The organism is Streptomyces sp. NPDC058653, from assembly GCF_042716895.1.
Lineage (GTDB): Bacteria > Actinomycetota > Actinomycetes > Streptomycetales > Streptomycetaceae > Streptomyces.
This window is the reverse complement of record NZ_JBHXRM010000014.1, coordinates 125,461-136,780: the sequence shown is the minus strand read 5'-3', so window position 1 is coordinate 136,780 and position 11,320 is coordinate 125,461. Positions and strand designations below refer to the sequence as shown.

General features: G+C 72.2%; 11 protein-coding genes, 1 tRNA gene and 1 riboswitch. Of the genes, 4 read left to right on the top strand and 8 right to left on the bottom strand.

All coding sequences use genetic code 11. The features are described 5' to 3' along the window. Nucleotides 1-167: 167 nt before the first annotated feature. The 5 genes from ACFWU9_RS15150 to ACFWU9_RS15130 form a co-directional block, all read right to left on the bottom strand. Complete coding sequence (locus ACFWU9_RS15150; RefSeq protein ID WP_384318279.1) at nt 168-1,232, bottom strand: M23 family metallopeptidase; 1,065 nt, start codon at nt 1,230-1,232, stop codon at nt 168-170. A gap of 11 nt (nt 1,233-1,243) precedes the next feature. After that, nucleotides 1,244-1,398, bottom strand: a riboswitch (cyclic di-AMP (ydaO/yuaA leader). Nucleotides 1,399-1,650: 252 nt separating this feature from the next. Then, nucleotides 1,651-2,733, bottom strand: coding sequence for a PP2C family protein-serine/threonine phosphatase (locus ACFWU9_RS15145; protein ID WP_384318309.1), 1,083 nt, complete (start codon nt 2,731-2,733; stop codon nt 1,651-1,653). Nucleotides 2,734-3,475: 742 nt separating this feature from the next. Then, nucleotides 3,476-4,222: a MerR family transcriptional regulator gene (locus ACFWU9_RS15140; protein WP_384318277.1), complete on the bottom strand. Its 747-nt coding sequence runs from the start codon at nt 4,220-4,222 to the stop codon at nt 3,476-3,478. 175 nt (nt 4,223-4,397) lie between these two features. Next, nucleotides 4,398-4,471 (bottom strand) — tRNA-Met (locus ACFWU9_RS15135). 95 nt (nt 4,472-4,566) lie between these two features. Then, on the bottom strand, nt 4,567-4,746 hold the full coding sequence (locus tag ACFWU9_RS15130; RefSeq protein WP_384318275.1) for a hypothetical protein: 180 nt from the start codon (nt 4,744-4,746) through the stop codon (nt 4,567-4,569). A 100-nt stretch (nt 4,747-4,846) separates the two neighbouring features. On the opposite strand from ACFWU9_RS15130, the gene ACFWU9_RS15125 reads away from it, so the two are divergent. Beyond that, nucleotides 4,847-5,503, top strand: a complete 657-nt coding sequence (locus ACFWU9_RS15125) for an HAD family hydrolase (RefSeq protein ID WP_384318273.1) — start codon at nt 4,847-4,849, stop codon at nt 5,501-5,503. Between the two features lie 23 nt (nt 5,504-5,526). Here ACFWU9_RS15125 and ACFWU9_RS15120 read toward each other — a convergent pair whose 3' ends face one another. Continuing rightward, nucleotides 5,527-5,739: a hypothetical protein gene (locus ACFWU9_RS15120; protein WP_384318271.1), complete on the bottom strand. Its 213-nt coding sequence runs from the start codon at nt 5,737-5,739 to the stop codon at nt 5,527-5,529. A 180-nt stretch (nt 5,740-5,919) separates the two neighbouring features. Here ACFWU9_RS15120 and ACFWU9_RS15115 point away from each other — a divergent pair, with 180 nt between their 5' ends. Continuing rightward, nucleotides 5,920-6,126, top strand: coding sequence for an antitoxin (locus tag ACFWU9_RS15115; RefSeq protein WP_384318269.1), 207 nt, complete (start codon nt 5,920-5,922; stop codon nt 6,124-6,126). A 138-nt stretch (nt 6,127-6,264) separates the two neighbouring features. Here ACFWU9_RS15115 and ACFWU9_RS15110 read toward each other — a convergent pair whose 3' ends face one another. Further along, nucleotides 6,265-6,696: a VOC family protein gene (locus ACFWU9_RS15110; RefSeq protein ID WP_384318268.1), complete on the bottom strand. Its 432-nt coding sequence runs from the start codon at nt 6,694-6,696 to the stop codon at nt 6,265-6,267. 84 nt (nt 6,697-6,780) lie between these two features. Between ACFWU9_RS15110 and ACFWU9_RS15105 the strand changes: the two genes are divergently transcribed. Next, nucleotides 6,781-7,380, top strand: coding sequence for a TetR/AcrR family transcriptional regulator (locus ACFWU9_RS15105; RefSeq protein ID WP_384318266.1), 600 nt, complete (start codon nt 6,781-6,783; stop codon nt 7,378-7,380). A gap of 85 nt (nt 7,381-7,465) precedes the next feature. Here the strand turns inward: ACFWU9_RS15105 and ACFWU9_RS15100 are convergent, their stop codons facing one another. Continuing rightward, nucleotides 7,466-8,344 (bottom strand): alpha/beta fold hydrolase, encoded by an 879-nt coding sequence (locus tag ACFWU9_RS15100; RefSeq protein WP_384318264.1) that lies wholly within the window; start codon nt 8,342-8,344, stop codon nt 7,466-7,468. A 191-nt stretch (nt 8,345-8,535) separates the two neighbouring features. Here ACFWU9_RS15100 and ACFWU9_RS15095 point away from each other — a divergent pair, with 191 nt between their 5' ends. Then, nucleotides 8,536-11,181: a BTAD domain-containing putative transcriptional regulator gene (locus ACFWU9_RS15095; protein WP_384318262.1), complete on the top strand. Its 2,646-nt coding sequence runs from the start codon at nt 8,536-8,538 to the stop codon at nt 11,179-11,181. The last annotated feature ends 139 nt before the right edge of the window (nt 11,182-11,320 follow it).

The following is an 11,320-nucleotide window of genomic DNA, read 5'->3' as shown; positions in this document are numbered from 1 at the left end:
GCGCTCGCTTACGCGGCGCGGGCGACGGGGCGGGTGTGGTCTCCGCCGCCGTACATCGACTACGGCGGCTACAACCCGTATCGGAGCTAGGTGGTCTGTCCGGCAGATCGAGGTGATCCGAGGTGATCCGAGGTGATCCGAGGTGATCGGACCGGATCAGCCATTGCCTACGGAGTGAGTCCCTTGCTGTTCAGCCAGCTCATCGGGTCGATCCCGCTGCCGCCCGGGGTGTGCACCTCCAGGTGCAGGTGCGGGCCGGTGACGTTGCCGGTGGCTCCGACGCGTCCGATGGTCTCCCCGGTGGTGACCTTCTGGCCGGCGCCGACGGTCATCGAGGACAGGTGGGCGTACCAGATCTCCGTGCCGTCGTCGAGCTCGAGCACCACGCGGTAGCCGTAGGAGCCCGACCACCCGGCCGACTTGACGGTCCCGGAGTGGACGGCCTTGGTGGGCGTGCCCGTCGGGGCGGCGAAGTCCAGGCCGGTGTGCTGGCCGGAGGACCACATGGAGCCGGACTGGCCGTAGGTGGAGGTGAGCGTGTACGAGGAGGTGGGGAGCGAGAAGCTGGCGGCCAGCTTCCTCAGGCGCTCTTCCTCGGCCTTGCGTTCGGCCTCTTCCTTGGCCTTGCGCTTGGCCTCGGCGGCCTTCTTCTCCGCGTCGGTCTGCTGCTTCTGAGCCTCGGCCGCGGCCTTCTCGGCGGCTGCCTTCTCGGCGCTCGCCTTCTGGGCGGCGTCGGCCTCGGCCTGCTGCTGCTCCGCCTGCTGGAGGATGCGGGCGCGCAGTGCCTCGCCGGAGTCGGTGGTGCCCTGCTGGGCGTCCGCGGCGGTGAGGCCCGCCGTGGTGAGCGGGGAGGGTGTCTCGTCGGCTCCCTTGTCCGCGTCGGACATGAAAGACCCGACACCGGGAAGGGACTTGGCGTCGGGAAGGTTGTCCGAGAGCGAGTCGGGAAGTGATATCGACACCGCTGGCTTGTCCTGCGCGGAGGCGATGCCTCCGGCGCCGACAGCGGCGATGACACCTACTCCGAGGACCGTGGAACTACGGGCGAGCGCGTTGCGCTGCTTGGCGACACGGTGCTTGCCGCGTACGGGACGGATGGACTCCGCGGTGGGATTCCACTCCTCCCAGTCCCTGTTCGTCTCGCCGTCTGCGAGATCGGTACCGGCGAGTCGGCTCCCGGGGCCGAAATGGGCCGGGGCTGAGGCTTCGGGAGCAGGCCTGTTGGACGCCACTGGGGCGCTCTCCTTTCCTTCCTTCTCGCCTACCGGGTTAGCTGACGGGTTCGGAGCAGGAAGGTCTCCTACGGGCGCTTCTCGCCGCACGAGGCAGCAAAGGACGCCCGATTCACCCCAATTGGTGGTTCCCCGGTTTCCTTGCGGAATTCGGCGCGTGCGCACGGTGCCGTCTCTTTCGACGGCTGGGACAACCGCGCTGCGTTATCGAACGTTAATAGACGACCGGGGCTTATTCCAAGCTGTTCCCGGTGATTGTTAGCGGGGATGGCATGGACCAACCGGGGCACAACCAGGCGCAATCGGGCGAATTGATCGGCGTTCGGGGCGTGTGCGATCACACACTCGATCTGACGGTGCGTCAAATGTTATGCGGAGTGATGCGCCTCAACTACGCAGCGTGGCAATGGAGATGGCGTCACGGCACGACGGGCATGGTCCGGCGCCGCTCCGGCTGCCGCTCGGTGGGCCGGCTGACCGCGAGCAGCGCCATGTCGTCCGTACTGCCGCCGCCGGTGTGCAGCCGTACGTCCCCGACGATCGCCTCCAGCAGTTCGTCGGGACCGGGGAAGATCCGTCCCGCGAGCCGTTCCCCCGGGTCGTAGAAGACCCCGTCGGCGTTGCGCGCCTCGGAGAGACCGTCCGTGTAGAGCAGCAGCGTCGCCCCGGGAAGGTAGGGGACCTCCTCCGCGCGGTCCGGCCACGTCCCCAGCTCGCCCATCCCGAGCGGGAGGGCGGGGTCGGTGGGGGCCAGCACGGTCAGCGCGCCGTCGGCGCCGAGGAGCAGCGGCTCCGGGTGCCCGCGGTTCAGCACGCGCACCATGCCCTCCGCGTGGGGGACCTCGGCCAGTACGGCGGTGGTGAATCCCTCGAACAGGTCGATCCCGCTGCGCCGCGTGCCCTCGCGCGCCAGCGCGCGCTCCAGCCGCCGCGCGACCCCTTCGAGCGACCTCTCCTGCTCGGCGGCCTCCCGGAAGGCGCCGATGACGACGGCCACGGTCTCGACGGCGCCCATGCCCTTGCCGCGTACGTCGCCGACCACCACCCGTACGCCGTACTCGGTGTCCTGGACGGCGAACAGGTCACCGCCGATGTACGCGCCCTCCTCGGCGGCCTCGTAGCGCGCGGCGATGTGCAGCCCGCCGATCCGGGACTGCGGAGTCGGCAGGACGGCGCGCTGGGCGGCCTCGGCGATGACCCGCGCCGAGGCCAGGCGTTCACCGCTGCGGCGTACGACACCGTTGATGGCCAGCGCGAGGACGGAGACCGTGAAGACCGTCAGCGACTCGGTGATCGTCTCGATCCCGCCCGAGGTGTCGTTCACGTAGCGGAGGCCGAGGACCGCGCCGACGGACAGGATGCCGATGACGAGGGTGCGCATGAACGAGAAGAAGGGGGCGGCGACCAGGGGCGCCGCAGAGAAGAACGGGGAAGCGGTGAACGCGGTCGGGGTCGCCTGGTCGAGGATGATCCCGGCCACGATGATCAGACCGGGCAGCAGTTCGACGACCGGATGGGTCGGCCGGCCGCCGAGCCGGCCGACCCTGCGCCTCGGCGGCCGGGGGTCGTCGGGGCCGAAGCCGGGTGGGTGCTTCTCGACGGGGTGCGTACGGCTCCAGGCGGGGTCGTCCGGGTCGGCGTCCGCCGCGCGGAAACCGTCGTCGGCGCGGCGGAAACCGAGCTGGATCGCCCGCCGGACGGTGCCGCTGAGCCGGCGGATCCTGTTGGCCGAGCGGCGCCGGCGCGCGGCCGTACGGGACGGGGTGTCGGGGGCGGGTCCCTCGGGGGAGGGAGCGCGGGTGGCGCCTGTGGGGGAGGGGGGCGCGTGGGAGGGGTCGGGGACGGCGGGGTGGTCGGGGGCCGGGTGGTCGGAGGCGGGATTGCCGTCGGACGGGTCGGCGGCCGGGTGATCGGCGCCGCCCTCGGGTTCCGGTGAGGGATTGCGGGCGGGCCCCTCGGCGGAGGGGCCGGGGACGGCCCCCTCGGCGGGACGGTGCTCGCTCCCGCCGAGGGGGCCCTTCCCGCTCCCGTCGTCCCCGCTGCCTCTCAGGTGCCCCACCAGTGGCCTCCTGCCCGGTCCGACGACGGCCGCGGACGGTACCGCGTCCCCCCAGGCTGGCCTCTTACGCGCCCGGCGGCTACCCGCTGTCGACCGACTGGGCTACCGGTGGGCCGAGGCGGTGACGGCGGCCGGGCCCCGCCCTCTGGCCCCCCGTACGCCCGTCGTCGCCGGTGGCGGGCGGTCAGTCGGTGAGATGGCGTTCGGCGTACACCTTCATCGCGTCCCGTACGAGGACGGCCGTGCCCTCCCCGTACTTGTCGTAGTTACGGCCGAAGCGGGGATCGTCGACGTACATGGCGGTGACACCGATGACGTACGACTTGGCGGGGCTCGACGTGGTCGACAGCCAGTCGCAGTGCCGGCGCGCGATGTCCTGCGCCTCCTCGCTGTCGGCGGCGAGACCGTCCTTCCTGGCCCGGCCCCAGTCGCGGGCGATGGTCTCGTGCCGGTCCATGAACTCCTTCCGCTCGCGCTCGCTCAGCGACCGCCACCAGCGGTCACCCTTCTCGTAAGCGTCCCGGCCCCACCGCTCGGTGACCTCCTGCTCGTACCTCGTGTGGTCGAAGCCGTCGAGAACTTCCTCGGCCATGAGTTCCTCTCCTCTCAGCGTCTTGTGGAGAGTGGTCCGCACCGACGCGATCAGCCGTCCCACGCGCTCACGTTCCTGTTCGAGCAGCGCGAGATGGGTGCGCAGGGCGGCGGCCGTGTCCTGTTGGCCGTCGAGGATCCGGGCGATCTCGGTCAGGCCCAGCCCGAGCTCACGCAGCAGCAGGATCCGCTGGAGACGGACGAGGGCGTCCTGGTCGTAGTAGCGGTAACCGTTGCTCCCGACCCGGCTCGGGTCGAGCAGCCCCAGCTCGTCGTAGTGCCTGAGCGTGCGGCTCGTCGTGCCGGCCTTCTTCGCGATGTCCTGGATCGACCACTCCATGACCGGAACGCTAAATCTTGACGTTGCGTAAAGGTCAAGGCCGATTCGGCGGGCGGGAGCGGGGCCGGGGCGGGACGGCTCCGGATCGGGAAGGGGCGGGACGGGGCCGGCCCGGCGGTCCGACCGCACGGCGAAGGCCCGGATCCAGTGGATCCGGGCCTTCGTCTTCTGCGAGTAGCGGGGACAGGATTTGAACCTGCGACCTCTGGGTTATGAGCCCAGCGAGCTACCGAGCTGCTCCACCCCGCGCCGTTGAGCGCAACATTACGCCATCCGGACCAAGATCATCTCCATTTACGGCCCGGGGTCCCCGATCAGTCCGGACGGGACCTCGAAGACACGCCCTAGGCCGCCTCCACCACGTCCGCGCGGACGGCCGCGGCCCATTCGACCAGCAGCCTTTGATACTCCTCCTGCTCGGCGGTGGACAGCGCCCGGCCCGCGCGCCCCCACAGGGCACGGATCTCCGCGTTGACGACGGCGGCCGGACGGACGGAAGCAGTGGCATCAGAGGAAGCTGACATGCCGTAAGGCTACGGCCAGCCACTGACAATGGGCAGAGCGTGCACCCCACGACCTCATACAGTCACAATCCGGGGCGCCAAAACCTCTAGGGTTACCCCGGTGATCGAAACCATCGTGTTCGACGTCGGCGAGACTCTCGTCCGCGACGACCGCTACTGGGGCTCCTGGGCCGACTGGCTCGGCATCCCCCGCCACACCATCTCCGCGCTGGTCGGCGCCGTCACCACCCAGGGCAGGGACAACGAGGACGCCCTCCACCTCATCAAGCCGGGCATAGACGTCGGCGAGGCGTACCGGGCGAGGGAGGCCGCGGGCCGGGGCGAGCACCTGGACGAGTCCGACCTCTATCCCGACGTACGGCCCGCCCTCGCCGGTCTGCGCGAGCTCGGCGTACGGATCGTCATCGCCGGCAACCAGACCGTCAGGGCCGGTGAACTGCTGCGGGGCCTCGATCTGCCCGCCGATCTGGTCGTCGTGTCCGGCGACTGGGGCGTCGCCAAACCGTCGGAGGAGTTCTTCACGCGGGTCGTTGAGGCGGCGGACACCGCGCCGGAGCGGATTCTGTACGTCGGTGACCACCCCATGCACGACCTGTTCCCCGCCCAGCGCGCCGGCCTGCGGGCGGCGCATCTGCGGCGTGGCCCCTGGGGCTATCTGACGGCGGACGATCCGGACGTCGTCGCGGCGGCGGACTGGCGGATCGACGCGCTCACACAGCTGATGCCGGTGGTGGCGGAGCAGCGGCAGCCGGCCTGAGCACCTCCGTGGGAGGGCGGTGCTCAGCCAGGGCCGTACTCGTGCGGCGCCCCGCCCTGCCACTCCACCCAGGAGGGGTCGTCGAGCAGTTCCCACGCGTCCGGCAGCCCTGCCAGCCGCAGGAATTCGACCAAATGGTCGTCACTGTGGGCGAGTCCCATGATCCGGCCGCGGACGGTGACTCTCCGGCCGCCCGTCCCGGACGGCCGGTGTACGACGATCGGTGCGTCACTCATACGCTCAAGAGTGCGACTCCCGGGGCTGGAGCGCAGCCTCGGGGGCCGGTCTTTGCCATGGGATCCCTGAGAGATGGGCGGGTTACGGGGTCTTCCGTACGGTATGTCGCCGCCCGGATGCGGGATGCGGCGGGCGCCCCGATGCTGGGAAGGGAGCAACCCCACAAGGGAGGACGCGCCATGTCGATGCTCGACAGACTCAAGGGCATGATGAAGGGCCACGAGGACACCGCGCGAAAAGGCGTCGACAAGGCCGGTGACGCCATCGACAGGAAGACCGGCGGGAAGTACGAGCGCCAGGTCGACACGGCCCAGCAGAAGCTCGACGAGCGGCTGGGCTCCCAGGATCGCCCCACGCCGGGCGACGACCGTCCGCCACAGAGCTGATCCGAGGCGGCGAAGCGCGCGGTTCCACGCCCGCGCGTACGCGTGACGAAGGCTCCGACCGGTCCGCGTTCCGGTCGGAGCCTCGTCGCGCCCGCCCCACGGTCACGAGGCGGAGTCTTCGTCGCGCCCGCCCCACGGTCACGAGGCGGCGGCATCGGCCCCCGCGTACTGGTGCGCGAACTCCTCCGTCGGCTCGACCGGCGTGATCATGTCGATCAGCACCCCACCGGGGTCCGCGACGATGAAGTGACGCTGCCCGAAGTCCTCGGTGCGCAGGTCGAGCACGGGCGTCAGCCCCTCGCCGTCGACGAGCCGCGCCCACTCCGCGTCGACGTCCGCCACCTCGAAGTTGAGGAGCAGTGACCGGACGGGCTCGCCGTAACCCTCGGGAAGGCTGGGGTGGGTGGGGTCGAGGAGCGCGAGCTCGTACGAGACCGGCCCCCGCCGTCGCAGGCTCACGTACCAGTCGGCTTCGAAGGTCGTCTCGAACCCCAGCAGCCTCGTGTAGAAGTCGCGGGACTCCCGGATCCGCTCGGTGGCGATCACGGGATAGAAGCTGGTCAGCTGCATGTCAGATTCCTTTCACATACCATCGGTACGCGAACTACGCTATTCGCATACCGTCGGTATGTCAATCGGAGAGGACCACCGGCCATGCCGCAGGAGGGACTCGGGGCCAGGGCCCAGCAGCGGGAACGGACCAGACGGGCGCTGCTGCGCGAGGGCCGGGGGCTCTTCGCGGAGGTCGGTTACGGCGCCGTGAGCCTCACGGAGATCGTCACCGCCGCCGGCGTGACCAAGGGCGCGCTCTACCACCACTTCGACAGCAAGACCGCGCTCTTCCGCGCCGTACTGCGCGACCTCCAGAAGGAGGTGGGCGACCGCGTCGCGGCGGCGGCCGGGGCGGAGGAGGACTCCTGGGACCAACTGGTCGCGGGCTGCCAGGAGTTCATCACGGCGACGACCGCGCCGGACATCCAGCGGATCATGCTGGTCGACGGGCCCGCCGTACTGGGCTGGACCGAGTGGCGGGAGATGGACGAGGCGTCGTCGGCGCGCCATCTCAAGGAGGCGCTCACCACGCTCGTGGACGAGGGCGTCATCGCCGCTCAGCCGGTGGCACCCCTCGCGCACCTGCTGTCGGGCGCGATGAACGAGGCCGCGCTGTGGCTGGCGACATCGGACGACCCTGCCGACCTGGCCGACACGCGGGCCGCGCTGGGGCGGTTGCTCGGCGCCCTGCGGGCGGGGTGAGCCGGACCCCCGCCGCAGGGCGTGGGGCGGAGGCCGCGGCTCAGGCCGGGGGCCGGGGGCCGTGGCTCAGGGCGGGGGCCGGGGCTCAGCGCGTGACAAGCTCCCGTACGGCCCTGACGACCTCGCCGGGGGCCTCCTCGGCCATGAAGTGGCCGCAGTCGACGGTCGCGTGCTTCAGGTCGGGTGCCCAGGCGCGCCAGCGCGCGGCGGCGTCGAAGCCCAGCGCCGCACCCCAGTCCTGCTGGAGCACGGAGACCGGCATCCGCAGCTGGTTACCGGCGTCGCGGTCGGCCTGGTCGTGGGCGACGTCGACCCCGGCGGAGGCGCGGTAGTCGGCGACGATGGAGGGGACTGCCGCACGGGAGGCGGCCAGGTACTCGGCCCGGATCCCGGCCGGAATCGCCTGCGGGTCGCGCGTCCAGATGTCGAGGAAGTGGCCGAAGAAGGCGTCGGCGCTCGCTTCGATCATCCGCTCGGGCAGACCGGGCGGCTGGGCCATCAGATAGAGGTGGAAGCCGACGGCCGCGCCGGTGCCGTGCATGACGTCCCAGGTGTCCAGCGTGGGCAGGACGTCGAGCGAGGCCAGATGGGTGATCACCTCCGGGTGGTCCAGAGCCGCGCGGACCGCTACGAGGGCGCCCCGGTCGTGGCCGGCCAGCGCGAAACGGTCGTGGCCGAGGGCGCGCGCGAGCGCGACGGTGTCGGCGCCCATGGTGCGCTTGGAGTATGTGACGCCCTCGACCTCGGCGGGCTTGTCGCTGGCGCCGTAACCGCGCAGGTCGGGGCAGATGACGGTGTGGTGGGCGGCGAGCTCTGTGGCGACATGCCGCCACATGAGGTGGGTCTGCGGGAAACCGTGGAGGAGCATGACCGGGCTGCCGGAGCCTCCGACGGCGACGTTGAGGGTGACATCGTCGGCGACCGGGACGCGCCGGTAGCTGAAGCCGGGGATGGTGGGGTGCATGGTGCGCTCTTTCGTAGGCTGAGGTGTGTTGCCCTTGGGGGTCCTGTGGCCCGCGTGGCGTGGATGGCCCGCGTGTGTCCAAGCCTGCGGGCGGCGAATCAGCAGTCGATCAGCGTGCGCGGCGGGTCGGGCGTGTCGCCCGCGCGTGGACTGGGCGGGAGGGGGCCGGAGAGAGTTCGGAGTGGGGTCGGATGGAGCGCGCGGGGCAGCGGGAGCCGCGGGGTGACCAGGTCCTCTTCGGCGTGCTCGGTCCCGTGACGGCCGACGACCGGCACGGGCCGATCGCTCTCAAGGGGCCGCGCCACCGTGCCGTACTGGCGCGCCTGATCGTCGCCCGCCGGCGTGTCGTCCCCGTCGCCCGGCTGGTCTCCGACCTGTGGCCGGACTCTCCGCCTGACGGTGCGGTCGGTTCCGTACAGACCTTCGTCGGGGCCCTCCGCCGCGCCCTGGAACCGGACCGTCCGCCTCGTACCCCCGCCACACTGCTCGTCACCGACGGCCCCGGCTACGCGCTGCGTGCCGCGCCGGACGCCGTCGACGGCTGGCGTTTCGAGACGGCGGTCGGCGAGGCGGCGAAACTGCCGCCCGCGCGGGCGCTGCGGCGGCTCGACGACGCGCTGGATCTGTGGCGGGGGCCGGCGTACGCGGACTTCGCGCGGGAGGAGTGGGTACGGGGCGAACGCGCCCGCCTTGCCGAACTGCGGCTCCAGTCGGTCGAGCGCAGGGCCGACGCGCTGCTGGCCCTGGGCCTCGCCGCCGAGGCTGTCCCCGACCTGGACGCGCATCTGGCCGACCACCCCTGGCGGGAGGACGCGTGGCGGCTGCTGGCGCTCGCGCTGTACCGGACGGGGCGGCAGGGGGACGCGCTCGCCGTCCTACGGAGGGCGCGGTCGATGCTGGTGGAACAGCTCGGGCTGGACCCGGGGCCGGGGCTGCGGAGACTGGAGGCGGACATCCTGTCGCAGGACGCGTCGCTCGACGCGGGGCGGGGCCTGGGGAGTTGGGAATCCGCTGCCGGAACGGGCAAGGCGGCAGGGCCAGTTGCGCCTGCCGGGGCGGGAGAGGCCACGGAGCCGGGCCGCCGGGGCGGTACCGGTGGTCGCGGTGGGCCCGGTGGTCCTGCTGGTCCTGGTGGTCGCGGTGGTCCTGCTCGTCCCGACAGTCGCGACGATCCTGGTGGTCCTGGTGGTCCTGGTGGTCCCGGTGGGCCTGCTGCTCCCGGTAGTCACGGCGGTCCTGGTGGTCGCGGTGGTCCCGGTGGTCGCGGTGGTCCTGCTGGTCCCGGACGTCCCGGACGTCCCGGTGATCCTGCCGGTCCCGACAGTCCCGGCAGTCGCGGCGGCCCTGCTGGTCCCGGCGGTATCGGTGATCCTGCTGGTCCCGGACGTCCCGGTGGTCCCGACAGTCGCGGCGGTCCTGGTGGTCGCGGTGGCCCTGCCGGTCCCGGCGGTCCCGGACGTCCCGGTGGGCCTGCTAGTCCCGACAGTCCCGGCGGTCCCGGCGGTCCCGGTGGTCCCGGTGGTCCCGGTGATCCTGCCGGTCCCGGCGACCCCAGCCGTCCCTCCGGCCTCACCCCTCCCGCCGGTCCCGGCGAAACGGCCGCGCTCCTGTGGAGCCGGGCCGCCGCCGCGTACGACCGCACGGTCGCGGCCGGCGCCCGCGCCCGGCTGGAGACCACGGTGGGTCTGCTGCGCGACCTCGCGGTCACCGGCGGCGGCGGTCTGACGGCCGCCCGCGAACACCGGATGGCGGCCATCACCGCCGCCGAGGAGTTCGGCGACCCGCGGCTCACCGGCCGGGTGATCGGCGCCTTCGACGTCCCGGCGATCTGGACGCGCGGCGACGACCCGGAACTGGCCCGGCGGATCGTCGCCGCCGCCGAACGCACCCTCGCCGCACTGCCACCCCCCGACGAGGACGGCGGGCACGGCCGGAACGACGAGCAGGGCGGCTACGACGCGGTGCGCTGCCGACTGCTCGCCACCGTCGCCGTCGAGATGCGCGGCTCGCACTCGGCGCGCGGCCCTCAAGCCGCGGCCCAGGCGGAGGCGATCGCCCGCCGGCTCGACGATCCGGCGCTGCTGGCGTTCGCGCTGAACGGCACCTTCATGCAGTCCTTCACCCGCGCGGGCCTCGCACCGCGCCGCGCGGAGATCGGCGCGGAACTGGTCACGCTGGGCGCCCGGCACGGCCTGGTCACCTTCGAGGTGCTCGGTCGGCTGATCCTCCTTCAGGCGCGGAGCGCGCTCGGCGACTTCGCGGCGGCCGAGACCGAGGCCGCCGCCGCGGACCAGCTGTCCGCCCTCCACGAACTCCCTCTGGTGGGGGTCTTCACCCGGTGGTACGGCGCGCTGCGCCTGTCCGCGTCCGGCGACACCACCGGAGCGAGGTCGGCGTACGAGAGCGCCGCCACCGAACTCCCGGACTCCGGCATGCCGGGCCTGACGCACGGACTCCTTCCGCTCGCGCTGCTGTCCCTCCACTTCTCCGCCGAGGGCCCCCGGCTCCCCCCGCCCGACGCGATCGACCCCGAGGCGGACTGGGGACCGTACCGTCCCTGGATCGCCCCGCTCGCCTCCCTGGCCTCGGGCGACCGCCCCGCCGCCCGCGCCGCCCTGCGCGCACTGCCGGAACCGCCCCACGACCTGCTGTACGAAGCGTGCTGCTGCCTGGAGGCGACGGCGGCGCTGGCGCTCGACGACCGGGCTGTACTCACCCGCGTACGCGAGCGCCTGGAACCCGCGTACGCCGAACTCGCGGGCGCGGGAAGCGGCTTGCTCACGCTCGGTCCGGTGAGCGGCTACCTCGTGGCGATCGACGTGGCGCTACGGCGCTGAGGGGCACCGAACCCCGCTCGTGGGGGACGTGGGAGGGGTCTGTCCCCCGTGCGAGCTACGTGCAGGTGCGCTCTGAGTGGTGACGATTCCGGGCCGGGAGATCCGTAGCGTTTTGGGCATACCGCAGGCGCTACGGCCG

Bases quoted from the DNA above. Each gene is read 5' to 3' on its own strand.
- ACFWU9_RS15095 (WP_384318262.1), top strand. From the start codon at position 8,536: ATGGAGCGCGCGGGGCAGCGGGAGCCGCGGGGTGACCAGGTCCTCTTC.
- ACFWU9_RS15140 (WP_384318277.1), bottom strand. From the start codon at position 4,222: ATGGAGTGGTCGATCCAGGACATCGCGAAGAAGGCCGGCACGACGAGC.
- ACFWU9_RS15105 (WP_384318266.1), top strand. From the start codon at position 6,781: ATGCCGCAGGAGGGACTCGGGGCCAGGGCCCAGCAGCGGGAACGGACC.
- ACFWU9_RS15110 (WP_384318268.1), bottom strand. From the start codon at position 6,696: ATGCAGCTGACCAGCTTCTATCCCGTGATCGCCACCGAGCGGATCCGG.
- ACFWU9_RS15120 (WP_384318271.1), bottom strand. From the start codon at position 5,739: ATGAGTGACGCACCGATCGTCGTACACCGGCCGTCCGGGACGGGCGGC.
- ACFWU9_RS15100 (WP_384318264.1), bottom strand. From the start codon at position 8,344: ATGCACCCCACCATCCCCGGCTTCAGCTACCGGCGCGTCCCGGTCGCC.
- ACFWU9_RS15115 (WP_384318269.1), top strand. From the start codon at position 5,920: ATGTCGATGCTCGACAGACTCAAGGGCATGATGAAGGGCCACGAGGAC.
- ACFWU9_RS15130 (WP_384318275.1), bottom strand. From the start codon at position 4,746: ATGTCAGCTTCCTCTGATGCCACTGCTTCCGTCCGTCCGGCCGCCGTC.